The following is a 25,799-nucleotide window of genomic DNA, read 5'->3' on the forward strand; positions in this document are numbered from 1 at the left end:
GCTAAATTTATTTTTTGTATGTATTCATGATCGTTGATAAATTGATTTTCTACTATATTATTGAAGAATTTATTAAACCTTTAATATCTATTACTTTTCAACTTCTAAATAATAAAGGTTTAGTTATTTTCAATCTAATTTAGATTTTGTGCATATAACCTATTTGAATAGAGTTAACTATATGCTTTTCTCATAATTATTAACTTTCGACGCTAACCAATCGCTTCCACCTCCAGCTAGAGGGAATGTTCCTACACTAGTAGTTTGTCCACCTCCCCACAATATTGCAAACACATTACTATGCGCAGCTAAAGATAAGTGATTTGTATGCCAATTAGCATTATATTTATTTAAATATTGTACCGCTCCACAACTATCTCCACACTGATATGCACTACTTGGCAATACTATGTTCTGTATATATTCTTCCACATTACTCAAATTAGGTTTTAATCTATCATCCCCAAAGAAGAAATCTGGCGCGGTACTACCATGAGAATAGCCACTATACTTACTATCAGTTATTTGTAAGTGTCCACCTGGCATTTGCCATAACATAACAGGAACACCATCCAAGCCCTGACTCATTTGCTGAACATACATTAGATAATTTTTCCAATCTCTTTGATTCCATAGATATCCAATTCCAGCCGCTGCAGGTAATGCATCCATTTCATATTTATCAAATACTAAAAAGTCTGGCTTATACTCTCCTGAATAAACTCCGATATCATCCCATAGATTTAAGGTAGGATCAGTAATTTCAGACTTTATTTGCTCATAATTTGAATACTTATGTACCCAATTGGCAGAATTAACATTCCAAACATTCTCTTGCCAACCAAATGTTACATCTGGTGCCATTTTTTTGATAGTCCAATTTGTAGCTTGAACCCAACCATTAAAATTATTTTCAAACTTTGGTAAATTAGCATTTTGTAGATTTGTAGGAGCATTTTGTAGTATAGACTCCGATTCATCTTCAAAAGCTTGTTTAATGTCCCAAGGAGAGTAAATACCTTTAGACTTAAACTTACCATTATAAGCATCTCGTACGACTTGATATGGTGTCTCATTATGTATAGTTAGAACTGAACCATTCTGTAGGTGGAATGTCCAATTATGAGGTGTATGAATAAACCAATATGCTTCTCTTAGAGATTCATTCACATATATCTCTTTCATATCACCAATTTCTTTAGTCGTTGGATTATATAATCTATTTTGTTGAATATTACCAAGTAAATCAGGATTCATAATGATAGATCCTGTTGTGTCAGTATCAAGGCCATTTTTACCTTCAAGAACTTGAGCTACAAGCATTAAGTTAATAAAGTGCTTAGCTAGTACATCTACACTATCAAAATCTGTGTAAGCTGTACCTCCACTCATCTGCCCAGTATAAACAACCATCACAGGTCTAACTTCATGATTATTCGCTTTAGAAAGTTCATTTGCTAGTTTTATAGTATTTTGAGTGTATACTGGGAAAACTATTTTTCCTGGATCCCCATTTCCACCATCTCCAGCATATTTAAATATCGCATCAACATTTCTATTTTCTAGTTGAGATATACTCGTTGGATTAGCATTAGTAACAGCTCCCATAGCTATATAATTCGGCCAGCCTTTGACATGTTTTACTTCTGTTTTTGTCTTATCAAAAGCAATATTAAATATATTTTGACCAGAACTAGATACCGTGATTTGCTTCTGCTGTAAAGAATATTGATATTCACCTCTAGATAATGTTGTTGCATCAACACTATACTGACCTACAGGAAGCATAATTGGTTGAGATAATCCATTACTCACACTAACAGTCTTTGTTAGAGTATTATTAGGATCTAAGCTTGTGATAATTAGCTTTGTACTTAGAGCATCTGGCAAATTAGATACATTAAATTTAGTTTGATATGTCTGAGTTTTTTCTGTAGAAATATTAACATTGTATTCTTTAGTCGTTTGAGTTGTTGTCACAGATTTAGGACTAAATATAAAGTCATATTTAGCATCTTCATTACTAATTGGATCAGCAGAAAATGTATATGTATGTCCAGATGATAGCTCAACAGCTGTTGTTTTACCCCATGGCAAATCAACATCTTGTACAGCCCCACTATCACTAACAATTTTAGCAACAATTTTTTCAGCTGTAACCCCTTCTGGAGCATCCCCTAAAACAAACTCTGCTTTACTACTTTTTTGAACTTGACCACTATAGTTTAAACTTATATTTACAGTTGCGCCTTCCTTTATATTTATATTAGCAGGATCTACTTTTATTGCCGAACCATCAACAGTAGTCGCAGTCACAGTATAATCTCCGCTAAGTACAGTTTGTGATGCTCCATTTTTAACATCAAACCACTTGAAAGTATAAGTCTTAGAGTCATCGCCTATTTTATTAAGTGTTATAGTTGCATTATCTGGTATATTTTTACTATCATCACCTTGCTTAAATGATACTTTACCATAACTAATACTTGGATTATCCCCAATACTAAAATCTGTAACTTTATATTGATTAGTACTAGCTGAGAATGATAAAGTCTCAGATTTATTAGCTGGAAGTATATAAGGTTGACCTTCTGGATACCATTTTTGAATAGCAATAACAGCTTTTCCCCCTTGCTCAGTGACTGTTGGCTTGCCATCAATGCCCCATACACTATTTACTTTAGCATTATTATTTAGCTTAAAGGTTACAGGGTTTTGTAATAAGTCTGTGTCTTTATCACAATGAAAAGTTATGGAGCCCGTCCAACCAGTTTTTTGATTGTCTAAAGTACAATTAGCATATGAAATGCTACTAATAGAAGCTAAAGCAGCTGCTACAATTAGGTTTTTCTTTATTTTTCTCATTCTTTTACCTTTTAATGTTTGATAACAATTTAACCCACCCAAACAAACCTTATAGGTTGCATTGAGAATGCAAGATTGAGATTATAGCAGACAAAAACTTAAAAACAAGTCCCAAGGTTTGTTTTGATATGATAGTAATTAAAGGTCTATCTCAGATAGCCAAGTTATATTAAGATAGCTTTAATGAGAAAAAGTAGGTTAAGTTCCTGCAAACAAGACAAATTAATAGTATTATTTATAACATGAAGTACAGCATGAACTACATAACAATTAGTATCAATAAAGTGGCTACTGCTAGCCATTACTTTGGAGGAACTCATAAAGAGCAACGAGGTAGAGAAGCATAACTATATAAATGGTATAGGGAATTTTTGGAATCAAACCAAGAGATTTTTAAGAAAATTTATCTAGGACAGCCCCATTTTTTTTAATTTATGATATAAAGAAAACTAATGTTTATAGGAGCTTTATTCTCTAGAAAGTAGGAAAATATTAGAAAATTATTGAGCTGTAATATTTAGCTTTTTGCCAGCAACCCACACTCTTTTAAGGTGATTCACAACTTTCGGAGGTAAGTTTGATGGTAGATCCACTAGAGTATGATCTTTTTGAATAGAAATATTACAGATATGCTTACTATCTATATTTCCTTCATTCGCTATAGCTCCTACAATATTTCTCGGCTGAACGTCATTATCACGACCAACTTCTAACTTATATGTAGTCAAATCTATATTTGGAGCTCTACGTGGTTTTCTTTCTGATCTATCAAAGCGTCTATCGCCACGATCATTTCTATCATTACGGTCACCTCTACGCTCAAACCTATCATTTTTTCTACCATCTCTAGGATTTCTATCTCTGCGAGGTTTATCATCTCTAGCTTGTATTTCTCTAGGAAAGAAAGATTTCTTACCTTGAGCTAGTAGTGTCAACACAGCTAAAAGCTCATCAGAATCAATTTCTAACTCATCGCGAATACCTGTAATTATATCTTTATATTTATCTAAAGATTTATTCTTATCTATCGCTGAAGTTATTCTAGCCTTAAAGTTCTCGATTCTACTATCTGCTAAATCTTTTGCACTTGGCATAAAGACTTCTTGCATTGGAGATCCTGTAAATCTTTCTAGGATACGTAAGAACCTCATTTCTTTTAGAGGGACTAAAGAGATAGAAATGCCTTCACGTCCAGCTCTACCTGTACGTCCAATTCTATGTACATAAGTATCTGTATCACCAGGCATATCATAGTTAATCACATGGGAAATTCTCTCAAGATCGATACCTCTAGCAACTACATCAGTAGCCACTAATATATCTGATTTAGAACTTCTAAATTGATCAACGATATATTCTCTTTGAGATTGTTGCATATCACCATTTATCGCTGCAACCTTATAACCAAGAGTTTTTAAATTATCAGCAACTTCAATTGTACTAGTCTTAGTTTTAACAAAGATAATCACACCATCAGTTTCTTCAACTTCAAGTAGCCTATCTAAAGCATCTATCTTTCTAAAACCTTTAATTACTATAAATTTTTGAGTTACAGTATTTGCTGTTTTTGTTTTTGCTTTTACTTGTATCTTACAAGGGTTTCTTAAGTACTCTTGTATAATATCAGCAATATCAGTAGGAATCGTTGCCGAGAAAAGTAACCTTTGACACTCATCTGATACATGACTTAGCACAAATTTGACATCATCAATAAAGCCCATTCTAAGCATTTCATCAGCTTCATCTAATACTAGTGCTCTTAAGTTATCAAGTTGTAATGTACCTTTCTCAATATGATCCATTACACGACCTGTAGTACCAACTACAACTTTAACACCTCTTTTAAGTGCTCTAATCTGTGATCCATATTCCTGACCACCATAAATACAAGTAACATCTAAATTTGGTATATTTTTTGCAAAAGCTTCAAACTGTTCTGCAACTTGTATAGCTAACTCTCTAGTAGGAGCTAATACTAAAACTTGAGGAGCTCTGTCACTAGAGTCAAAATCCATGTTGTTTATTAGAGGTAATGCAAATGCTGCTGTTTTACCTGTACCCGTTTGTGCTTGACCAAGCACATCTCTACCCGATAAGATATATGGAATAGCATACTGTTGGATTGGTGTAGGGTTTTCATATCCTAATTTAATAACAGTGTCTACGATATCTTGACTTAGTCCAAGCTGACTAAAATCTTTTTTAGTTTCAGAATTCATTTTTATCCGTAAATTTTTATTATGAGAAATCTTATTAATAATTTGAAAATTATGAGAAATTTAAATTATCCGCGTGATGTAACTTCTAATAGATGGTAACCAAATTGAGTTTGTACTGGACCATGAACTTTGTGTAGCTCATCATTAAATACTACTTTATCAAATTCAGGAACCATTTGTCCTTGAGAAAAAGTACCTAAATCGCCGCCTCTAGCACCAGATGGGCATAGAGAATGCTTTTTAGCTGCTTCTTCAAATGTAATTTTACCTTCAGTTATGTCTTTTTTGATTTGTTGACATTCAGATTCTGATTGTACTAGCAAATGTCTAGCTGAAGCTTTCATAATTATAGTTCCTTATTTTTTGATTTAACTATTAGTAATTACAACCGAAAGAATACATTATTTAAGTCAAATATACAACTTAATTAAAAGCTAACCTATTGGCCAAGATCGCGAAGTTTCTTACCTGAGATTAGATTATCTTCTATTTTCTCTAAACTTACACCTTTAGTTTCAGGTACAAATAATTTCAAGAAAACCACCGCTATAACACAGAATATAGCATAACTAACAAATATCATTGGTTTACCCCATTTTCCTGCATCCATTATCACATTTGAATATGCTACAACTATCCAAACAAAAGTCCAGTTAATAACTGTTGTAATAGTCATACCAAACTCACGAACGTTTTGCGGGAATATTTCTGAACAAATAATCCAAGCAACTGGCCCCCAAGAACAAGCAAATCCAAAGATATATACTAAGCATGCTATTAGTAATATATATTTAGGGAATGCTGAATGAACATGAGCAATATCAAGAGCATAAAAGCATATAGCAACAACTATCAAAGCTGTAGCCATAGTTAATGCACCTACAGTTAACAATTTCTTTCTGCCCCATTTTTCAACCCAACGAATTGCTGGAAATGTTGAAAGAAAATTAACAAGAAATACTGCAATACCTGCTAAAATTATATTTAGCCCAGCCCCTTGTAAGAAACTTGGTGCATAATATATCATCGCATTAATACCTACTAATTGTTGGAACATCTGAATGACTATACCGACAATAAGTATTTTCCAAAAGAATCCTTTTCGTAACACTTCTTTAACAGAGTGAGATTTTTGCTTATCATTTTGACTCATCTCTTGAAGCTCTGTCTCAATTTCATCTTTATTTCTAAGTCTTGCTAATACTTTTCGAGCTTCCCCTTCTCTATCTTTCATCATAAGCCATCTAGGACTCTTAGGTAAGAAAAAACAACCTACAAACATTAAAAAAGCAAATAATGTAATAACACTAAACATTAAAGTTAATGATATTTTAGTATGACCTGATACTTCAACAATCACTACATTAACTAAACATATTAAAAATATACCAAACGTTATCATTAATTGGAATAATGAAGACATCGCACCCCTTATCTCTTTAGGGGCTGTCTCTGCCAAATATAGCGGTGTAGCAAAAGAAGCTAAACCAACACCAAAGCCAAGAATAAACCTACACGCTGTAAGTATATTCAAAGGAGGTAATAAAGATGATACCAAAGCACCAATAAGAAATGAAAATCCTGCGATTAATAATGTATTTTTTCTACCAAAATATCTAGTAAAGAAGCCACTACAAATTGTACCTAATATACCACCATAAGCTAGAATACCATTAAATTTACCTTCGGCAATACTACCAGGGGACATATTATAAATATGATCTAGTGTTTTACCTGCATTTGCAATAAAGCCTTGATCTAAACCAAAGAGCAATCCTCCTAAAGCTGCTATTATAGCAATTAAAAATACAATCCTTTTATATTCTTTTTGTGCTTCCATTTTATCTCCATTATTATTTTATAAAATTTTTATTAACGTCCAATTTTTGCTAAAGATTTACCAGCTCTTAAATTATTCTCAATTTCCTCTAGAGAAACATCCTTAGTCTCTGGCACAAAGAATTTAACAAACAGTACACAAACTATACAAGATATAGCGAAACCAAAGAATGTATTATCAGGATGGAATGTTAACCAAGTAAGAGCAAAGTTACCTATAATTGCATTACATATCCAGTTACTCATAGTTGATGCCGTAACACCAAAATCTCTACCTTCTATAGGTTGAATTTCTGAACATAAAATCCAAATTACAGGACCCATAGATATTGCAAAACCAAAAATAAACAATAAGCAGAATATCAAAGCAGTCCACTGTAAAGCTTGTGATAGAACCATTGCTTGACCATAGACAAAATGTGTTTTAAAAATAAATCCAACAACGATACAAGAGATTATAAGTAAGCTTAAACCAAAATATAAAATTGGTTTACGTCCAAATTTATCTACATATTTAATAGCTAAGAATGTCGTTAGCATATTTAGTAATCCAATAACAATCGTGGATGTAGCAGGATTTGTAAAACCAGCTAATTTAAAGATATCTGTTGAGTAATACATAAATGCATTCATACCAGTAAATTGCTGGAATGCTTGAAGAGCAATACCTAAAAGTACAACTTTTATAAAGAATTTCTTTTTAAGTAAAGAAAAAACACTTACACCTCTATGCGTAGTTTGCTTAATTTCTTTATGCTCCTCTAAAGCCTCAATTTCACATGATCTAATTTTTTTAAGAACTAAAGCTGCCTCATCATCATTACCTTTTAAAACTAACCACCTAGGACTTCTTGGTAAAGTTAAGCAACCTAAAAACATTATTATTGATGGGACTGCTAATACAGATAACATAACTCTCCAAGAACCTGTACTTACTAAAGCAGAGTTTGTTAAAAAAACTAAGAATAAACCTATAGTTATCATTAGCTGATAAAGAGCGATTAATGCTCCTCTAAACTCTTTTGGAGCAATTTCAGATAAATATAATGGTGCAATAAACGATGCTATACCTACTGCTATACCTAGAATAAATCTTGAACCAATAAAGGTTTCATAGTTGGGAGATAAAATCCCCACAATAGTAAATATAGAAAAAATAGCTGCTGCAATTAATAATACCTTTCTACGACCATACTGCTTTGATAAAAATCCGCTAACTAAAGCTCCACATGCAGCTCCTATTAATAAAACACTAGAAACATGGCCACTTTCAGCGACACTTAATCCAAAGGTTTTTGATATAAAATCAAGAGAGCCATTGACATAACCGATATCCATACCAAATAATAATCCAGCTAATGCTGCTATTATAGCCACGCGAATGACTACAAAATTTATTTTACTTACATTTTGCATACTACGTTTTCCTATATTGTTTAGAATATTAAATTTAATTAACACTTATAATATTGATGATATACTATACATAAAATACAAGACAACTCTTTTTATAGAAAATAGACATGAATATTTCGCAAAAAATTTCTCAGATAAAACTCTCCCATCGTCGAAAAAATATATTAACTAATGAATGGATTTTGGTATCACCACATAGATTAAATAGACCTTGGCAAGGTCAATCTGAAGAAAATATAAAAGATACACGTCCAGAGTATGATGAAAACTGCTATCTATGTCCTACAAATACTAGAGCAAATGGCGAGACAAACCCAGACTTTAAAGAGACATTTATATTTGAAAATGATTTTTCGGCTCTTTCAAAAGAAAAAATAGCAAAAGATCTAGAGATCAATGATGATTTATTTCAAGTAAGTGGCGCAACAGGTGTTGCTAAAGTTGTCTGCTTCTCTGCTAAACACAACTTAACTATGGCATCTATGCAAGAGAGTGACATAACTAAAGTAATTGATTTATGGTCAGATGAAGTCTCTGCTCTAAGCAAGAAGTACCAATGGGTTCAAGTTTTTGAAAACAAAGGATCTATTATGGGATGCTCAAACCCTCACCCTCATGGTCAAATATGGGCTTGTGACTTTTTACCAACTGAAGCTCAAAAAGAAGAACATTCTCAAAAAGAATATTTTGAAAAGAATAGATCTAATATGCTTTTAGACTATACAAATCGTGAAATTAACGAAAAAGAAAGAATAATTTATCAAAATGATGATTGGCTAGTTGTTGTACCATTTTGGGCAACATGGCCTTATGAAACATTACTTTTACCAAAATTCAAATGTTCACACCTAAACTTTTTAACTTCAGAACAGAGTGTATCACTTGCTAATGCTCTTAAAACATTATTAGTGAAATACGATAAGCTTTTTGATACTTCATTCCCATATTCTATGGGGTGGCATGGTTCAATAGGAGCTAAAGAATCTGACCATTGGCAAGTTCACGCACATTTTTACCCACCTTTATTACGCTCTGCCACTGTTAAGAAATTTATGGTAGGTTTTGAGATGCTTGGTGAATCTCAAAGAGATATTACACCTGAATTAGCAGCACAAGTATTAAGAGAGTTATAGTCATGAATTGTATTAAAGATAATTTAGTTAATCGTTTTAAATCTTTGTATAGTACTACCCCAGAGATGTTCTTCTCTCCTGGTAGAGTTAATTTAATTGGTGAACATACTGACTATAATAATGGTTTTGTAATGCCATTTGCTATAAATAAAGGTACATTTATCGCAATTGCAAAAAGAAAAGATTATATAGTCAATGTATATAGTGAAAACTTAGATGATTCAACATCATTTGATCTAACAAAGACTAAACAAGAGATATCTAACACTTGGCAAAACTATATAAAAGGCACTATAAATATTATCAAAGAAGAATTCTCAGCAAATATTAAAGGCGCTAATATTTATATCTTTAGTGATTTACCTTTCGGTGCTGGATTATCTTCATCAGCTTCACTAAATACAGCAATATCTTATGCTTATAATGAAATTTATAAATTAAACATCTCCAAACTAGACCTTGCAAAAATTGCTCAAAAAGTTGAACACTACTATATAGGTACTAAATGCGGTCTTATGGATCAGATGGCTTGCATATTTTCACAAGAGAATTCTGCTACAATGATTGATTGTGATAGTGACAAACATAATAATATTCCTTTTGAGCTTGATGAGTTATCTGTTTTGATTGCAGATACAAATATTAAGCATAATTTAGCTGATTCTGCCTATAATAAACGCAGACAGGTTTGTGAAAATATTGCAAAATTTAACAATATAAAATCACTAAGAGAACTAGATAATCAAATACTTGAACATACTAAAGCTAATTTCTCTGAAGAAGATTATAAATTAGCACTACATGTGTTTACAGAAAATCAAAGAGTAATTGACGCGACTAAAGCTATGCAAAACCAAGACTGGCAGAATCTAGGTAAACTAATGTATCAATCGCATAATTCATTAAAAAATGACTATAAAGTTAGTTGCGACGAGCTAAACTATCTAGTTGACTTATCAAAAGATTTTACTAATGTTTATGGTGCTAGAATGACTGGAGGTGGTTTTGGTGGTTCAACAATACATCTTTTACCAAGCAAAATTGTTAAACAATATAGTGACTACTTAGAAAGTAACTACTATTCAAAATTTAATATAAGACCAAACTTTTATATCTCAAAAGCTTGTCAAGGAACACATAAAATCTAAAATATTTTTTTAACGCTCGCTATTAAACTATTTTTCTCTAGTTCTGTATAAGGCTTAGATTCAATATTCCCCCACACTGGAGCTGGCCAAGCTGGATCATTTTCATAACGACCTACTACATGTAAATGCATTTGACTAACTACATTGCCTAAAGTTGCTACATTTAGCTTATCTGCTTTATATTCCTCAATAAGAAACTCTGAGAGTTTATTAATAACCTCATTAATATTATATTGCTGAGAATCATCAAGTTGATACCACTCCGTTCTCTCTGTAAAAGGCACTACTATAAACCATGGTACCGTAGAGTTATTCATTACTAAGATTTTACAGTCCAAATATTCACAAACTTCAAAAGTATCAGCCTCTAAACGAGAATCTAGCTTAAACATTGAAAAGCCCCCTTATTTTATCTAAATCTTGCTGAGTATCAACACCTGCAGGAGTTGGCTTAAGTGCTTGAGCAACAGCTATCTTATAGCCATTATATAAAACTCTAAGCTGTTCAAGTGCTTCATATTTTTCTATAGGTGATACAGTCAGTTCTGCATAATGTTTTAGGAAGCCAACCCTATACGTATAAATACCAATATGTCTAAAAAATTCCGAAACATTAACTTGTAGATTCTCAGAATGCCCTCTTTCAAAAGGAATTGAAGCTCTACTAAAGTACAATGCATAATTATTCTTATCAAAAACTACCTTAACGTTATTAAGATTATAGATATCTTCTGCAGCTAAGATTCTCTCACAAAGAGTAGATACTACAGCTTCAGGCTTATCTATTAATAACTGCGCAGCTTGCTCAATATTCTCTACTGGTATTAAAGGCTCATCACCTTGGACATTAACTACAACATCTTCATCATCAAATCCCAAACTAGTAACAGCTTCAGCAATTCTATCTGTACCAGACTCATGATCATCTCTTGTTAAGATTACTTTTGCACCAAAACCTTCTGCAACATCCTTAATCTCCTGAGAATCTGTAGCAATAATTATGCTTTTAAATTTCGACTTAGAGACCTGCTCATATACTCTTTGAATCATAGGCTTACCTGCAATATCAGCAAGCATCTTACCAGGCAAACGTGTTGATTTAAGTCGTGCTGGAATTACAACGTGAATATTAGTCATATTTTTTAACCTCTTCCAAAGTTAATTTCTTTGCTTCTTCAACTAACATTACTGGAATATTTTCTTTAATTGGATATGCTAGCTTATCTGCCTTACAAATTAATAACTTATTCTCTTTATCATAATGTAAGCTTGATCTACAAGCTGCACATACCAATACATTTAAAACTGAATGATCCACTATTTCACCTCGATTACAAATTCATATTTATCTTCTACTTGCTCTGCTTTGACAAGTATATAATCATTAACTTTACACCATGCTGGTATATCATGCATAGTCCCAGGATCTGTACATATTACTTTCAACTGTTCACCTGATTGCATACTTCTTAAAGCATTTTGTGTCTTAATCACAGGCATAGGGCATAATAATCTTTCAAGACTTAATTCTTTCATTATATATACCACTCCTGTTTGATCTCTTCTGCTAGCATAGGTTTTACAACGATTTCTTTACTTGTTCCATCTGTATAGTTAAACACCATAGTCACTGTTTCAGCATTTTTACCTTGAGTAAATCTACCTAAGACACTAGCTGTAAATTCCTCATCAGCTTTATCAAAATCTCCATCTATAAGGATCAAAGGACCTCCATGAGATGAGCAATATACATAAGCAAATTGGTTTTTATAACCATTTAAATAATTATTCTCGCCTTCTTCGCGGCCAATTATTAATTTATATTCAGGTTTGAAACGAAGGTGTCTACCAACCTTTAAAAGCATAATATCATCAAACTCATACTCTTTTGAGTTTCGTGCTTGCCATAGATCAACTAACTTATCAGAGTATTGTTTATCTGTAAGAAAACAACAGCCCCCAGCAGGAGATGCATAATCTTCAATACCCCAATCACGAGCCATTTTCATCTGCTCTTTTCTGCCACGACCTGTGATTCCCATTAGCTTAGATCTATCAACCCAACCTTCTCTTTCGGGCTTAGTCTCTGGTAAGTTTTTTGCACTCAGAGGTCTAAGTAGAAGATCATCAATACCTGATTGTTTTTGTACAACAGGCATGGTACTTCTACGCTGGGACATTGGTCTTTGACCAATAACTTCACCTGTTATGATAAAGTCAAAACCATTCTCTATAGCCCACTCTTTTGCTTTACGTACCATAAATATTTTACAATCAAGGCATGGATTCATATTTGCACCATAGCCATATTTAGGGTTTAGAAGTACATCTTTGTATTCTTCTATTACATCTATGATATGTAGCTTTATACCAAGCTGCTCAGCAACCCATAGTGCATTATTTCTTTTTTGTTTTTCTTTATCATGTTTACGGATCGCATGAGTATGTCCTTCAACACAAAAGCCCGTAAAAAAATTTATACCTTCAACATGTATACCTTGCTCTAACATAAGTTTTGTCGCAAGCATTGAATCAAGACCACCAGATATTAGTGATATTGCTTTTCTTTGTTTATTTTCCATATTATTAGTAGTTTTAAAATTCAAATATTAAATATTTGTGATAATTTTAACATATCAGCATTTTATAACTATAGTTTTTGTTAAATGCTATCATTCTACTAAATTAAGTTGATGATCTTTTATTATAAAAACTAGCTGTATAATAACCAACCAACGTACCAAGCATTGATCCAGCAATCAAATCACTAGCAAAGTGAAAATACATCAATAGCTGACTAGCCACGACTAAAGCTGCTAGTAAAGCCCAAAGCCAACGTAACTTAGGAAATAATATCCATGCAGTTACTGAGAATGAAAGTATAAAAGTTGCATGTCCAGATGGAAATGAACCATACGCACTACCTGAATGAAACCAATTAAAACCATAAACATGATCTCTAATTAGTGAAGGATTATTATTGATAAAAGTAGCTGTCCAATATCTACCAAATATTCCCTTCAAAAAATCTTTTAAAATTTGTCCTATAACTACAGCATTTGCTATAAGTAAAACTTTGTAATCTAAATTATTAGTCTTTTTTATTACAAGTTTAATAAAGAAATAAATATAAAATATAGGAATTAATTCTCTGAGATAAAAGACTATATCATTGGCAAGAATTTCTAATATTTTGTAACTTCTAGAATGATGATCATGTAAAAACCATACTATCTGTCTATCAACAAAAAAATAGAAAAAAACTATAAGCGCTATTCCTATTATAAAAAATAAAGCTAGGTTTCTTATGTTAGACATTCTATTGACCTCCTATACGCAAATTAACGACTAACTTTAACACAAAATAATTTATTCATATATAGTCTCTTTTAAAACGACAGTTATCACCCTATCCGATCACTTAGCGAAATTGAAGTGTAATCACAGAACCTACTCATCATTATGAGTTTTATAATTAGATTCTACGATCAAGTCGGAGAATGACATATTTATCTCAGATTAGTTATATAATACATCCTAAACTTTAATGAAAACATTCCCAAATCTCTTGAGCTAGTTTTTTACTAATTCCTTTTACCTTAGAAATTTCATCTACTGATGCTCTACTTAGTTCTTGCCAACCTCCGAAATACATTATTAATGCTTTACGACGCTTAGGTCCAACTCCTTCGATTTCTTCAATAATTGATGATTGCCTATTTGAGCTAACTTTCTTTCTTTGACCTTTAATAGCATGATCATGTGCAGAGTCTCTAACTTGACGTAAAAGTAAGAACCCTGGATTATGTTCATCTAATGTATATTCAATATCATCAAAACCTTTGTAAATTTTTTCTTTACCACTAATTCGCTCAACACCCTTACCAAGACTGACAAGCTGAACTTTATCTTGAATCCTAAATTCTCTAAATACTGCCTCAGCCTGATGGATCTGCCCTTTACCGCCATCTATTATCATTACATCTGGAAGATTATCAGCTTCTAATCCTGAACTTACTCGTCGTGAAACAGCTTGATGAATGGCAGCATAATCATCTCCTGCTTTGACATCTTTGATATTATACCTACGATGAGATTTACGATCCTCGCCCTCATCTGTATAAACAACACATGAAGCAATAGTTGCCTCACCTTGAAAATGTGAAATATCAAAACACTCAATACGTTTAATATCTTGATCAAGTTCAAGAAACTCTTTTAGCGAATCTAAGCGTTTTTGATATTGTGACTTTGAGCTTGTGTATATATTTAGCTTTTGGCGAGCATTTACCTCTGCTAGCTTTAACCATTTGAGATTATCCGCGGCTGGTGCTAATATCCAGTTTATTGATTGACCTATTTTCTGAGAAATACTTGTCATAAGATCTTGTATCTCACTAAAATCAACCTTTGATAAAATTATATTTTTAGGCCAAATATTACGAATTTCATCACCTAAATAAAAATGTGATAAGAATGCATGCATTATTGAGGTTTTATCCTGACCTTTCGCATCAATACTCCAATGTCTATCTGCAACAACATCACCATTTTGAATCTGTAATAAAGCAATACTTGCATAGTTATCTTGTATATAAATACCAATCACATCAAAAGTTTTATCTGCTTGTATATCAACTATTTGCTGTTGCTGTAACTTACGCAGTACTACTAGCTGATCACGATATATCTGAGCTTTTTCATACTCAATATTTTCCGAAGCTTGATACATTTTCTCAGATACTTCTTCTAAAACACTACTAAACTTACCCGCCAAAAACTTCTTTAATATTACTAATTGCTCATTATATTGTTCTTGAGAAACCAACCCCACACAAGGAGCTAAGCATCTCTTAATCTGATATTGCAAGCATGGTCTGACTCTAGATTTATAATATGAATTTTCACATTGTCGAATAGGAAATATCTTTTGGATAATATTTAAAGTACTCTTTACTGAAGATATTGAAACATATGGACCAAAACACTGACCTTTTTTATATGCTGATTTACCACGATAAAAAGAAACTCTAGGAAACTTGTCATGTGAAATTACTAGATATGGATAGCTTTTATCATCTTTAAAAAGGATATTATACTTAGGCCTATGTTGCTTAATTAAATTATTCTCTAATAAATATGCCTCATAATCACTTGGAGTAATGGTTATCTCAATCCTAACGACTTGAGCTGCCATCATTAAAGTTTTGCTATCTTTAGCACCTTTTGAAAAATAACTATTAACACGATTTTTAAGATTCTTTGCTTTACCTACGTAAATTATCTCACCATCTTTATCAATCATACGATAAACACCTGAATGGGTAGTTAGGTTAGCCAAAAAGCTTTTCAAATCAAAATCTTTAGAATTATCAGAAATCATCTAATTTTTATTAACTAATATGTATGTGAAAATGTTACCATATATGCAATTTAATTTACTCCATGTAACACAAAATAAACTACATGTACGAAATAATTTCTTTTATAGAAAATAAAATATGGATTATTGAGTATCCTATAAAATATTCAGGTGTTAAATTTAGCTCTCGCACAACATTAGTTAAATTAGATGATAATTCAATTCTTATCCATTCACCGTGTAAAATTGATGAAAAGCTTAAACAAGAAATTCTTAAACTTGGTGAAGTAAGTTATATATTTGCTCCAGGTAATTTCCATCATCTTTATATTAGCTCAGCTCAAGAAGCTTTTCCAAATGCTAAAACTTATATCTGTGAAGGTATTGAAAAAAAACAACCTAATCTAAAATATGATGGTATTCTTACAGAAAAAGCTTTACTAAATGAATTTCAGCAACAACCTATCCTTGGCTCTAAAGTTATGAATGAAGTAGTATTGCTGCATAAAGAGACAAAAACTTTGATTGTTGTTGATATCATAGAAAACATTGGAAATAAAACGCAAAATATAGGTTTTGGTATTAAAATATGGTGGCTAATTTTTAGAATGTGGAACAAAGCAAAACCAGCACCAGAATACCAGCTTGGATGGAAGGATAAGAAGTTGGCTGCCCAATCTTTACAAACAATATTAGAATGGGATTTTGATAAGATTATCCTAGCTCATGGCAACCTAATCATACAAAATGCGAAACAAATTGCTACAACAGCATGGAAAAAACCTCTTAATAAATTATAAAAATGATAATAAATACAAATAAACAATTAAATAATTTAATAATTACTTTAGAAAATACAAATAAAATAGCTGTAGATACAGAGTTTTACTGGATGCGCACATACTATCCAGAACTTTGTCTAATCCAAATAGCTACTAAAAATGAAGTCTTTTTGATAGATACACTTGTAGATCTAGATTTCTCACCTCTTAAGAAGATTTTTGAGAATCAAAATATCGAAAAGATTATTCACTCTGCAACAAATGATATTCCTATAATCAAAAGATTTTTCAATTGTGAAGTTAATAATATCTTTGATACTCAGCTTGCAGCAACATTTCTTGGCTTTCAAACTCAACTATCCTTAAAATCTCTTATGAAAGAGATCCTCGATATTGACATGGAAAAAGAGTCTCAGTTTTCTGACTGGAGAAAAAGACCATTATCTGAAAAGCAAATAAACTATGCTATTAAAGATGTTGAACATCTTATAGAAATACGTGATGATCTTAATACAAAGCTTGATAACAGTGACTATAAAGATTTCTATAAACAAGAACTTATAGATATTCAAAAGACAGATTTTAACTCAGTTGAGATTATTCATACAAAAATAGGTAATATCCAAAAGTTTGATGAAGAAGTTCAAAGAAATGCCATAGCAATAGCACAATGGCGCGAGCAAGTTGCTCAAGAGAAAAATATTCCTGTGAGATTTATGTTTAACAATAAAATCTTATATCTAATAGCTCATATGAAGCCAAAATCTATCGATGATTTTAAGCATCAAGAGCTAAAGAAACTCAAACCTTGGTTAAAAAAATCAATAATTGATGTTCTTAAATTAGCTCATAATGTGCAAGAGAGCCTGATTGAGAAAAGACAAATAAGTAGTAAGATATCTTCTGAGATCAATGATAAAATAATTGCTTACTTTGATGCTCAAACTAAAGATTTTGGTTTTGATAGTAGCTTGATTGGATCGCGAAAAGATATAAAGTCTTTGGCATATAATCTAGGTGTTGATAATAGTTATTCTAAAGGTAAATTATTAAATGGCTGGAGACACAAAGTAGTTGGTAAAAAATTAAAAGAGTATATACTAGATATCATTAAATAATATAGTAAAATATTCTGCTTTTTCTCAATGACTTATATAACTAGAAATTCTAAACTATTCCCAATAGTACTTGCTCTATTTGCAGCTCTACCTCCTTTAGCTGTAAATACGTATGCTCCTGCTATTCCCTTAATTGCTAATGATTTTGGGGTCAGTAACAGCACTGTTCTGACAACATTTGCTACCTATTTTGTAGGCTTCTCTTTTGGTATGCTATTTTGGGGTGCCATATCAGATAAATATGGGCGTAAAAATGTCATTATCATAGGCAGTATCATCTATATAATCAGTACTATTTCATGCTCATATAGCCATAATTTTCAGATGCTTGAAACTATGAGATTAATCCAAGGGTTAGCAGATTCTGTTGGAGCTGTAGTTGCGTTTTCAATAGCTAGAGACTGTTATAAAGGAGCTCAGCTTACTAATCTTGTTGCTACAATTATTATGATATTACTTGTAGCACCTATAGTAGCACCAATTATTGGAACTATACTTACAAACTTAACTCACACCTGGCAAAGTACTTTTCATTTTCTTACATTCTATGGTGTAGTTATGCTTATATGTGCCTGTATAATTGAGGAAACACTAGATCCTAAAGATAGAAAAAGTAGCCTGATAAAACTAATCCCTGGTTATTTCCAACACTTAATGAACATTAGATTTATGTTAGCTACATTTGCGAGTGGAACTATCTTTGCAGCACTATTTATATACATATCATCATCTGCTTTAATATATCTTGGAAGCTATGCTACAGGATCTTTTTGGTACTGCTTTTACTATGGCGTATGCTGTGTTGGTTCTATTTTTGCAAATATGATTATCAAGAAGAATTCTGTGCACATACAGCAGTTAAGATTCTTATATTATAGTATTGGTCTAATCACTCTAAGTTGTATTATTTTAATAATTTTTAACAGTCTCAACTTAGATAACGCTCTGATATACACACTAACCATGCTAGCTCTATGCTCAGGAGTCTCTTTTGCTTCAACATTAATATACTCATTTACTATAGATCAGATAGATCATAGTTTTGGAACTGCTAATTCAATAGTAAACTTCACTAAAAATATGATCGCAGCTAGTGGTAGCTATATCGTAAGTTTTTATCATGGTAGAGATCTTATAATTGCAGCACCATATGCTCAGTTAGGTTTTTGTATATTAACAATTATCTTATTCTTTGGTGTTTATAAGTTAAATCAAAGAAACTCTTAGCTTATGCAATGATATTTACATAAGCTTTTTCTAATAGATATTCTTTTTTGATTATCTCAAGTGCTGATTCATGAGTTGCCTCAAGGATAACCTCAGGAGCACAATTATTCTCATAGGCTTCTAACCATCGCAAAGCGCATAAGCACCATTTGTCTCCAGGTTTAAGACCTGGAAAATCAAATAATAAATTTGGTGTTGATAAATCATTACCTCGAGATGCTGTATACTCTAGAAACTCTTTGGTCATTATCGCACATACAACATGACGAGCAGTATCATGCTTATCAGTACGGCAAAAACCATCACGATAAAACCCTGTTATTGGAGCTAAACAACATGGTTTTAAATCAGTTCCTAAGACATTTTTTTGATTTGACATATTAATACATCACTAAACATAGTAATAAAACAATAATAGAACAAGAAAGTTATAAAATAAATATTTTATTTAAAGTTTAGAGTTTCGATATATCTGCAACATCTGCAAAAAGTTTATGAAGATTAGCAAGCAGCGTGATTCTATTTTGTCTAACTTTGATATCCTCATCCATAACCATAACATTATCAAAAAATTCACTAACTACCTTATCTAAACTACTTAGTAGTTCTAAAGCATAGTTATATTCTCTATTTTTTATATATTTTTCAAGATCAGGTGTGACTTCCTCTATACTATAAGCTAATGCTAGCTCATATTCATTTGCTGTAGATTTGGCTAACTCTATATCATAAGCATCTGCTTTTTCTTTAGCATTTTTAGCTAAAATATTAGCCACACGTTTGTTAGATGCTATAAGACTTTGTGCTTTATCTAGGTTATTAAAGCTGTTTACAGCTTTTACTCTAGCAGCAAAATCTTTTATCGAATCATAATCAGTATTATTAATAGCCTCAAAAGTATTTACAGAGATACTTTCATCTTTGTATAAGTTTTTTAACCTATCTATACAGAAAGCTACAATTTCAGTTTTAACATCATCTTTAAGCTCTAAATTATTAACTTTTTCATAGCTTGCTATAGCAACATCAATAACCTTTTCTAAAGAAATATCAATATTTGTATCTCTTAGTATACGCAATATCCCAATCGCTGACCTTCTTAGGGCAAATGGATCTTTATTACCAGTTGGCTTTTGTCCAATACCAAATATACCAACTAAAGTATCTAATTTCTCAGCTAAAGCAACACATGCTGCCACATCAGTTTTAGGAAGTTCTGCTCCTGAATATTTAGGCCAATATTGTTGCTCTATAGCATCTGCTACAACTTCAGACTCGCCATGTGCTTTTGCATAATATTTACCAATTATCCCTTGAAGGTCAGTAAACTCAAAAACCATATCAGATATTAAATCTGCTTTAGCTAGTAAGCCAGCTCTATAAGCTTGTTGTGTATCAATGTTACTTAGCTCGGCTAAGTTTTGTGATATATCAGCTATTCTTTGAGCTTTTTGATACATATTACCAAGTTTATTTTGGAATGTTACATTCTCTAACTTTGGCAATAGACTATCTAGTGAATGCTTTAAATCGGTATCATAGAAAAAAGCAGCATCTGCTAATCTAGCATTCATAACCTTTTGGTTACCAGTTGTTACTAGTTCTGGTTTTTTACTTTGGATATTTGAAATTGTGATAAAGTGTGCAACCAAGTTATCATTATTATCTAAAAGAGCAAAACATTTTTGATGCTCTTCCATTGAAGATATTAAAGCCTCTTGAGGAACTCTCAAAAAATCTTCATTAAAGCTACATAGCATCGCATTTGGATATTCAATAATAGCGCAAACTTCTTCAACTAAATCTTCATCTAAGACAACTTGGTAATTATTTTGTTTAGCGATAGCTTTTGCCTGTTCAACTAGCTTTTGCTTGCGTTGTTCCCAATCTACCAACACCATAGCATTAGCTAATAACTCAGCATAATCAGCTATATTCTGAACAGTTATAGCTTCTGGATGATGGAATCTATGTCCATAAGTTATATTAGATGCATTATGTCCTAGCATTTGCATATCAACAACATCTTTACCATATAGAGCTAAAACCCAATGTACAGGTCTTACGAACTCAACGGGTGAGTCACCCCAACGCATCATTTTTGGAATTGGCAATTGTTTTAGAGCTTTTGTAATAATATCTTGAAGTAATTTTACTGTAGTTTGACCCGTTTGAGTTGTTTTATAAAATAGCTTGTCTCCTTTTGGAGTTTCTATAGTATCCAACTGATCTAACTCTACACCACAAGATTTAGCAAATCCTAAACCAACTTTAGTTGGCTCGCCATCTTTATATGCAATGCTTACCAAAGGTCCCTGCTTTTCAACTACTATGTCATCTTGAGATGATGCTAAATCTTTAATTATAAAAGATAGTCTTCTCGGTGATGCAAACCACTTTGTTGCAGCAAAATCTATTTTTGCTTCTTTAAGCTGGTTTTCAACACTTGCTAGTAATGATTGAGACAACTTTTTAAGTGCTTTTGGAGGTAGCTCTTCTGTACCTAGTTCAAATAAAAAATCTTTTGTAACTTTGCTCATTTACAAACCTTATAAATAAATGTTTATTTCTCGTTAACACTTCCTCAAATGTGATGCTAAAGCAACCATATTGAGATCCTAAAACTAATTCAGGATAGCAAAAGTATTATTCTTATAAATATTGAGCTATATTATAACTTAATAACCCAAAGAATTTAACTAATAATCATATATGTTTATTGATACTCATTGCCACTTAGATTTTGAAGTTTTTGATATAAATCGTAAAGATTTAATAAATAGGTGTGGTGATTTAGAGATCAAACACTTCATAAATCCAGCGACTCAAAGAGCTTCATGGAATAATCTAATATCTTTAAATAAAGAATTTAGTAGTATCCATATATGCTTTGGATTACACCCTATTTTTATAGATAAACACTCTGACTCTGATTTAAATGATTTAGAAGTATATACACAAAAAACATCAACAAAACTAATTGGAGAGATTGGCCTTGATAAAAGATTTGAGAATTTTGATAAGCAATTAGAATTATTTTCAGCTCAAACAAGTATTGCAAATAACCTCAATAAAAAGATCATTATCCATACTGTTAAATCGCACAATGAGGTTTTAAAAACTCTGAAAGATCTAAAGTTTAAGCATGGTGGAATAATTCATGCATTTAATGCTAATTATGATATTGCTCAAAAATATATAGACCTTGGTTTTAAGCTTGGGGTTGGTGGCATACTCTCACACCCAAAGACAAAACTCAAAGATACTTTAAGTAAAATTGACTCTAAAGATATAGTTTTAGAAACAGACTCACCAGATATGCCACTTTATAACAGTAATGAAAATATCAATACTCCTAAAAATATACCTAAGATTTTTGAACTCTTAAGCAATATTTATGATCTAAATCCTGATATACTAAAACAACAAATTTATAATACCAGCTTAGAATTTATCTGAAATGTATATATCCAATCTACGTCTGCAAAATTTTAGGAATATACCTTTTAAAAGTTTTGATTTTAAAGACAATATAAATTTTATAGTTGGTAAAAATGGCTCTGGTAAAACCTCAATTCTTGAAGCAATTTATTTCTTATCGCACAGTAGATCATTCCGTAGCTCTCAACTAAATAGAATTATAAATCACGAGGCTGATGAGTTTATAATTTATACAAAATCGTATAATCCTGATGAGGTAACTATCTCTATATCACGTAGAAAAAATAGTAACAACATTTCAAAACTAAATAGCGAAATTCAAAAAAATCACGCTGAAATCACCCGAACTTTACCAATACAACTAATGAATCCTGAAAGTTTTAACATCATAAACTCAGGCGCGCAACAACGTTGTAAGGTACTTGATTGGGGAGCTTTTTATCTTGATAAAACTTTCTTAAGAATATGGCAACAAACTAAATTTCTAGTTAAACAAAGAAACTCAGCACTTAAACAAAACTACCCTTATGCTTATATAACTAGCATAGATAAAAAACTTTGTGAGTTTGCCAATATATTAGATACAAAAAGACAAGATTACTTTACAAAGCTAAAGCCAAAGATCTATGAAATCCTTTCGCAATTTAATCCAGATTTAAAACTAGAAATTGAATACTCTCGTGGTTGGAACTCGCACAAAGAACTCTCGCAAGTACTTGAAGAATCATTTGATTATGATAATAGATATAAGGTTACTAATCATGGTCCTCATAAAGCAGACATAGTTCTGACAGTCAATAACAAACCTATACAAGACATCTTCTCACGAGGCCAACAGAAACTTCTTATCTGTGCTATTAAGTTAGCCCAAGGTGAGATACATAATATTGAGAATGAAAACAAATGTATTTATCTAATCGATGATATAACCTCAGAATTAGATGCTACTCATACCAAAACATTATTTAACTATCTAAAAAAGCTAAAATCTCAGGTTTTCATTACCACCACAGAGAGAAATAAAATAGATAATTTTATTGAATTAGACAGCCATATTATAGAAATATAAACATTTAGGAATTTATAGTAATGAAAAAATATCACTTACCGTTTTTATAACCGCTCCTATCTTTATATTTGCAGATAATTTATGTGATGGAAATACTTACCAAATAAATAAATGTTTAAAATCACAAATACAAAAGTATGACAATAAGTTAGATAAGATACAAGACCATGATATTAAAGGCTTTAAAGAATATCGTGATAAAATATGCTCTGATATTAGCTCTACTTATAAAGGTGGGACTTATAAGTCAGTTAAATATGGTAACTGTGTAATATCTCTTGATAAGTGGTATTTAGAACAGTTAAAAATATAAATCTTAAAATTAACTACAAGCCCAAAAGCTACTATTTGTACTACAAAAACCATTCGCTTGATTCATTAATTCAATTGAGTTACGTACTTCATCTTTTATACTACTATCAATATTTGCACTTTCAAGCTGAGCTATAGAGTTAAATGTTATACTAAAATCTTCTCCATTATATTTCCCATTAGCATATATTAATCCATTAGGATGTGTATACATTTGATATGTTTCTCTAAATGTACCTGTCTCAGAATCATATACTCCGTCACCATTACCCGCACCTTGATAATATCTAGCCTGGAACTGTGAGTTACCATCGATTATAGTTTGATCTTCTCCATAAGAATAACAGGTATAGCCATTCGGGCAATCATAACTACCCCACTTATTACTTTCTACTAATTCAACCTGATTATCCATAGAATCTTGATTATCAGTAGTTTCCCTACAACTACTAGGAACTTGAGAATTTGTTAGACCAATTCCGATACAGCTCCAAACTATTGATCCTGAACTTATTGTTGGAACTAAGGATATTGAAGATCCTGAGACTATTTGCTCTGTACTTAAAACAATAGCTCCACCTTCTTCAATACTAGAGCCACTTGGTAAATCGCCTAAATCCTCAACCGTATAATCCAATATTAGATTATTTATAATATATTCAGATGCATTTGCCTTAGCTTCTCCTAACTTTTCTAATTCAGAACCTATCTTCGCGCGAATAGTATAATTTGAATACATAGGTGTGACAATTGCAGTTATAATTGCTACTATAGCTATAACCACCATTAACTCGACTACTGAAAAACCTTTATTATTCATGTCAACCTCGTACTTAACTATTAAATAACCTTATCGATTCATCAACAAACTGTTGCAATAACTCTGAATCAACAATAGATGGATCTATAGTTAGATTATTTGTATATAAATTTATTAAATAATTAGAATCTTCTTTATATAGTTGAATAAGATTAAGTTGATCTATGTATTGAGCTAACCATCTTCTACCATTAATTTGAGTAATTGTGCATTTATATATAGTACAATTAACTGTTATACATTCTTGTCCATGCTGAATAATAGTGAAACTATCTAAATCTTTTGTAGGATCATATAGTGACTTAACTAGGCTTTTTTGAGATATTAAGCTTCCTTTGCACGGTTTGGGTATTTGAAATTGATCTAAACCCTTAATAACACAATTCCAAACAATAGCACCTGATGTTAATGTTGGTACTAAAGATATTGATGAGCCAGAAGCTATATCATCTGTATTTATAGCTATAGCACCATTAGAGTTTATATGAAAATCTTTAGGAATCTCTTTAAGGCTAGTAAAAGAATAACTCATTACTCCTGATTCATTTGATATATATTGGGAAATAGACTTTAACTTCTCTAACTCTAAAAGAAGTTTATTTCTTGCTCTATGATTTGCATACATAGGAGCTGATATAGTAATTAAAATCGTAGTTAGTGCTATTATTGTTATTAATTCAACGAAAGAAACTCTTTCTTTTGTATCCATAATTGTTTATATACCCCACGCTAAATAATGAGTTATTAGAATAACAATATACTTTTTTAAAACACATGGTGAAAATTAATAGCACTACTCAAAAAGTAATAGGTAGATTAGTATTTATATAGTAAATATAGTAAAGAAATAAAGCATCGATAATAATTATATTAGGGGCTGTCCTAGATAAGTTTACTTTAAACTCTCTCTAACCCAGTGTCTAATTAGCTTTAGCTGTTCCTTAGAATCACTGTGGTTAAATCTCCACTCACATTCCTTCAAAAACAAGTAAGAATGATCTCTAGGAATACCATTAAATTTTCTCAAATGCCTCTTAGCTTGATTCCA

24 protein-coding genes and 1 pseudogene are annotated in these 25,799 nt (G+C 31.6%); 8 read left to right on the top strand and 17 right to left on the bottom strand.

What is annotated here, in order from left to right:
• Positions 1-177: 177 nt before the first annotated feature.
• The 5 genes from F3D62_RS11145 to F3D62_RS11170 all read right to left on the bottom strand — a co-directional run bounded on the left by F3D62_RS11145 (position 178) and on the right by F3D62_RS11170 (position 8,339).
• A complete protein-coding gene (locus F3D62_RS11145) occupies positions 178-2,865 on the bottom strand; it encodes a hypothetical protein (RefSeq protein ID WP_150468326.1) in 2,688 nt (895 codons plus the stop codon).
• Positions 2,866-3,365: 500 nt separating this feature from the next.
• Entirely contained in the window at positions 3,366-5,084 is a 1,719-nt protein-coding gene (locus F3D62_RS11155) for a DEAD/DEAH box helicase (protein WP_150468327.1), read from the bottom strand.
• A gap of 65 nt (positions 5,085-5,149) precedes the next feature.
• Positions 5,150-5,428 (bottom strand): peptidylprolyl isomerase, encoded by a 279-nt coding sequence (locus tag F3D62_RS11160; RefSeq protein WP_150468328.1) that lies wholly within the window; start codon positions 5,426-5,428, stop codon positions 5,150-5,152.
• 95 nt (positions 5,429-5,523) lie between these two features.
• Entirely contained in the window at positions 5,524-6,924 is a 1,401-nt protein-coding gene (locus F3D62_RS11165) for a sugar porter family MFS transporter (RefSeq protein WP_150468329.1), read from the bottom strand.
• 32 nt (positions 6,925-6,956) lie between these two features.
• On the bottom strand, positions 6,957-8,339 hold the full coding sequence (locus F3D62_RS11170) for a sugar porter family MFS transporter (protein ID WP_150468330.1): 1,383 nt from the start codon (positions 8,337-8,339) through the stop codon (positions 6,957-6,959).
• A 107-nt stretch (positions 8,340-8,446) separates the two neighbouring features.
• Here F3D62_RS11170 and F3D62_RS11175 point away from each other — a divergent pair, with 107 nt between their 5' ends.
• Complete coding sequence (locus F3D62_RS11175; protein ID WP_150468331.1) at positions 8,447-9,472, top strand: UDP-glucose--hexose-1-phosphate uridylyltransferase; 1,026 nt, start codon at positions 8,447-8,449, stop codon at positions 9,470-9,472.
• Between the two features lie 2 nt (positions 9,473-9,474).
• Positions 9,475-10,620, top strand: coding sequence for a galactokinase (gene galK, locus F3D62_RS11180; RefSeq protein WP_150468332.1), 1,146 nt, complete (start codon positions 9,475-9,477; stop codon positions 10,618-10,620).
• On the opposite strand, the gene F3D62_RS11185 is transcribed toward galK, so the two are convergent.
• The 7 genes from F3D62_RS11185 to uvrC all read right to left on the bottom strand — a co-directional run bounded on the left by F3D62_RS11185 (position 10,617) and on the right by uvrC (position 16,003).
• A complete protein-coding gene (locus F3D62_RS11185; RefSeq protein ID WP_150468333.1) occupies positions 10,617-11,012 on the bottom strand; it encodes an HIT domain-containing protein in 396 nt (131 codons plus the stop codon). The genes galK and F3D62_RS11185 overlap by 4 nt on opposite strands.
• On the bottom strand, positions 11,005-11,757 hold the full coding sequence (gene kdsB, locus F3D62_RS11190) for a 3-deoxy-manno-octulosonate cytidylyltransferase (RefSeq protein WP_150468334.1): 753 nt from the start codon (positions 11,755-11,757) through the stop codon (positions 11,005-11,007). Before kdsB ends, F3D62_RS11185 begins: the two co-directional genes overlap by 8 nt.
• Positions 11,750-11,938, bottom strand: coding sequence for a Trm112 family protein (locus F3D62_RS11195; RefSeq protein ID WP_150468335.1), 189 nt, complete (start codon positions 11,936-11,938; stop codon positions 11,750-11,752). The genes kdsB and F3D62_RS11195 overlap by 8 nt, the downstream gene beginning before the upstream one ends.
• Entirely contained in the window at positions 11,938-12,156 is a 219-nt protein-coding gene (locus F3D62_RS11200) for a sulfurtransferase TusA family protein (RefSeq protein WP_150468336.1), read from the bottom strand. Before F3D62_RS11200 ends, F3D62_RS11195 begins: the two co-directional genes overlap by 1 nt.
• Complete coding sequence (locus F3D62_RS11205) at positions 12,156-13,202, bottom strand: tRNA (5-methylaminomethyl-2-thiouridylate)-methyltransferase (protein WP_150468337.1); 1,047 nt, start codon at positions 13,200-13,202, stop codon at positions 12,156-12,158. The genes F3D62_RS11200 and F3D62_RS11205 overlap by 1 nt, the downstream gene beginning before the upstream one ends.
• A 103-nt stretch (positions 13,203-13,305) precedes the next feature.
• Positions 13,306-13,938: a phosphatase PAP2 family protein gene (locus tag F3D62_RS11210; RefSeq protein WP_150468338.1), complete on the bottom strand. Its 633-nt coding sequence runs from the start codon at positions 13,936-13,938 to the stop codon at positions 13,306-13,308.
• A 226-nt stretch (positions 13,939-14,164) separates the two neighbouring features.
• A complete protein-coding gene (gene uvrC / locus F3D62_RS11215) occupies positions 14,165-16,003 on the bottom strand; it encodes an excinuclease ABC subunit UvrC (protein WP_150468339.1) in 1,839 nt (612 codons plus the stop codon).
• Between the two features lie 83 nt (positions 16,004-16,086).
• Between uvrC and F3D62_RS11220 the strand changes: the two genes are divergently transcribed.
• From F3D62_RS11220 to F3D62_RS11230, 3 genes are read left to right on the top strand one after another with little or no spacing between them, the layout of a single operon-like run.
• Positions 16,087-16,782: a DUF4336 domain-containing protein gene (locus F3D62_RS11220; protein ID WP_150468340.1), complete on the top strand. Its 696-nt coding sequence runs from the start codon at positions 16,087-16,089 to the stop codon at positions 16,780-16,782.
• A gap of 2 nt (positions 16,783-16,784) precedes the next feature.
• The gene (locus F3D62_RS11225; RefSeq protein WP_150468341.1) at positions 16,785-17,882 is read left to right on the top strand and encodes a ribonuclease D; all 1,098 of its coding nucleotides are present in this window, start codon (positions 16,785-16,787) and stop codon (positions 17,880-17,882) included.
• Positions 17,883-17,909: 27 nt separating this feature from the next.
• A complete protein-coding gene (locus tag F3D62_RS11230) occupies positions 17,910-19,109 on the top strand; it encodes a multidrug effflux MFS transporter (RefSeq protein WP_150468342.1) in 1,200 nt (399 codons plus the stop codon).
• Between the two features lies 1 nt (position 19,110).
• Here F3D62_RS11230 and F3D62_RS11235 read toward each other — a convergent pair whose 3' ends face one another.
• Together F3D62_RS11235 and glyS are read right to left on the bottom strand one after the other, a co-directional pair.
• Entirely contained in the window at positions 19,111-19,488 is a 378-nt protein-coding gene (locus tag F3D62_RS11235) for a DUF2237 family protein (protein ID WP_150468343.1), read from the bottom strand.
• Positions 19,489-19,564: 76 nt separating this feature from the next.
• Positions 19,565-21,649, bottom strand: coding sequence for a glycine--tRNA ligase subunit beta (gene glyS, locus F3D62_RS11240; protein ID WP_150468344.1), 2,085 nt, complete (start codon positions 21,647-21,649; stop codon positions 19,565-19,567).
• 172 nt (positions 21,650-21,821) lie between these two features.
• On the opposite strand from glyS, the gene F3D62_RS11245 reads away from it, so the two are divergent.
• Genes F3D62_RS11245 through F3D62_RS12985 form a run of 3 tightly spaced genes read left to right on the top strand, consistent with a single transcriptional unit; the run spans position 21,822 to position 23,932 of the window.
• Entirely contained in the window at positions 21,822-22,568 is a 747-nt protein-coding gene (locus tag F3D62_RS11245) for a TatD family hydrolase (protein ID WP_150468345.1), read from the top strand.
• Position 22,569: 1 nt separating this feature from the next.
• Positions 22,570-23,619 carry a DNA replication/repair protein RecF gene (gene recF, locus F3D62_RS11250; RefSeq protein WP_150468346.1) on the top strand — a complete coding sequence of 350 codons (1,050 nt, stop codon included), beginning with the start codon at positions 22,570-22,572 and terminating at the stop codon, positions 23,617-23,619.
• A 28-nt stretch (positions 23,620-23,647) separates the two neighbouring features.
• Entirely contained in the window at positions 23,648-23,932 is a 285-nt protein-coding gene (locus F3D62_RS12985) for a DUF1311 domain-containing protein (RefSeq protein ID WP_150468353.1), read from the top strand.
• Between the two features lie 9 nt (positions 23,933-23,941).
• On the opposite strand, the gene F3D62_RS11260 is transcribed toward F3D62_RS12985, so the two are convergent.
• From F3D62_RS11260 to F3D62_RS11270, 3 genes and pseudogenes are all read right to left on the bottom strand, one after another.
• Positions 23,942-24,751, bottom strand: coding sequence for a prepilin-type N-terminal cleavage/methylation domain-containing protein (locus F3D62_RS11260; protein ID WP_150468347.1), 810 nt, complete (start codon positions 24,749-24,751; stop codon positions 23,942-23,944).
• A 13-nt stretch (positions 24,752-24,764) separates the two neighbouring features.
• A complete protein-coding gene (locus F3D62_RS11265) occupies positions 24,765-25,460 on the bottom strand; it encodes a pilin (protein WP_150468348.1) in 696 nt (231 codons plus the stop codon).
• A gap of 183 nt (positions 25,461-25,643) precedes the next feature.
• Positions 25,644-25,799 (bottom strand): annotated as a pseudogene (locus tag F3D62_RS11270) (IS1595 family transposase); the annotation flags it as partial.

It is taken from the genome of Francisella sp. SYW-9 (genome assembly GCF_008711465.1).
In the GTDB taxonomy this organism is placed as follows: Bacteria; Pseudomonadota; Gammaproteobacteria; order Francisellales; family Francisellaceae; genus Francisella.

What these genes read in the sequence shown, in the direction of transcription:
- F3D62_RS11145 (WP_150468326.1), bottom strand. Translation starts at nt 2,865, where the DNA reads ATGAGAAAAATAAAGAAAAACCTAATTGTAGCAGCTGCTTTAGCTTCT.
- F3D62_RS11155 (WP_150468327.1), bottom strand. Translation starts at nt 5,084, where the DNA reads ATGAATTCTGAAACTAAAAAAGATTTTAGTCAGCTTGGACTAAGTCAA.
- F3D62_RS11160 (WP_150468328.1), bottom strand. Translation starts at nt 5,428, where the DNA reads ATGAAAGCTTCAGCTAGACATTTGCTAGTACAATCAGAATCTGAATGT.
- F3D62_RS11165 (WP_150468329.1), bottom strand. Translation starts at nt 6,924, where the DNA reads ATGGAAGCACAAAAAGAATATAAAAGGATTGTATTTTTAATTGCTATA.
- F3D62_RS11170 (WP_150468330.1), bottom strand. Translation starts at nt 8,339, where the DNA reads ATGCAAAATGTAAGTAAAATAAATTTTGTAGTCATTCGCGTGGCTATA.
- F3D62_RS11175 (WP_150468331.1), top strand. Translation starts at nt 8,447, where the DNA reads ATGAATATTTCGCAAAAAATTTCTCAGATAAAACTCTCCCATCGTCGA.
- galK (WP_150468332.1), top strand. Translation starts at nt 9,475, where the DNA reads ATGAATTGTATTAAAGATAATTTAGTTAATCGTTTTAAATCTTTGTAT.
- F3D62_RS11185 (WP_150468333.1), bottom strand. Translation starts at nt 11,012, where the DNA reads ATGTTTAAGCTAGATTCTCGTTTAGAGGCTGATACTTTTGAAGTTTGT.
- kdsB (WP_150468334.1), bottom strand. Translation starts at nt 11,757, where the DNA reads ATGACTAATATTCACGTTGTAATTCCAGCACGACTTAAATCAACACGT.
- F3D62_RS11200 (WP_150468336.1), bottom strand. Translation starts at nt 12,156, where the DNA reads ATGAAAGAATTAAGTCTTGAAAGATTATTATGCCCTATGCCTGTGATT.
- F3D62_RS11205 (WP_150468337.1), bottom strand. Translation starts at nt 13,202, where the DNA reads ATGGAAAATAAACAAAGAAAAGCAATATCACTAATATCTGGTGGTCTT.
- F3D62_RS11210 (WP_150468338.1), bottom strand. Translation starts at nt 13,938, where the DNA reads ATGTCTAACATAAGAAACCTAGCTTTATTTTTTATAATAGGAATAGCG.
- uvrC (WP_150468339.1), bottom strand. Translation starts at nt 16,003, where the DNA reads ATGATTTCTGATAATTCTAAAGATTTTGATTTGAAAAGCTTTTTGGCT.
- F3D62_RS11220 (WP_150468340.1), top strand. Translation starts at nt 16,087, where the DNA reads ATGTACGAAATAATTTCTTTTATAGAAAATAAAATATGGATTATTGAG.
- F3D62_RS11225 (WP_150468341.1), top strand. Translation starts at nt 16,785, where the DNA reads ATGATAATAAATACAAATAAACAATTAAATAATTTAATAATTACTTTA.
- F3D62_RS11230 (WP_150468342.1), top strand. Translation starts at nt 17,910, where the DNA reads ATGACTTATATAACTAGAAATTCTAAACTATTCCCAATAGTACTTGCT.
- F3D62_RS11235 (WP_150468343.1), bottom strand. Translation starts at nt 19,488, where the DNA reads ATGTCAAATCAAAAAAATGTCTTAGGAACTGATTTAAAACCATGTTGT.
- glyS (WP_150468344.1), bottom strand. Translation starts at nt 21,649, where the DNA reads ATGAGCAAAGTTACAAAAGATTTTTTATTTGAACTAGGTACAGAAGAG.
- F3D62_RS11245 (WP_150468345.1), top strand. Translation starts at nt 21,822, where the DNA reads ATGTTTATTGATACTCATTGCCACTTAGATTTTGAAGTTTTTGATATA.
- recF (WP_150468346.1), top strand. Translation starts at nt 22,570, where the DNA reads ATGTATATATCCAATCTACGTCTGCAAAATTTTAGGAATATACCTTTT.
- F3D62_RS11260 (WP_150468347.1), bottom strand. Translation starts at nt 24,751, where the DNA reads ATGAATAATAAAGGTTTTTCAGTAGTCGAGTTAATGGTGGTTATAGCT.
- F3D62_RS11265 (WP_150468348.1), bottom strand. Translation starts at nt 25,460, where the DNA reads ATGGATACAAAAGAAAGAGTTTCTTTCGTTGAATTAATAACAATAATA.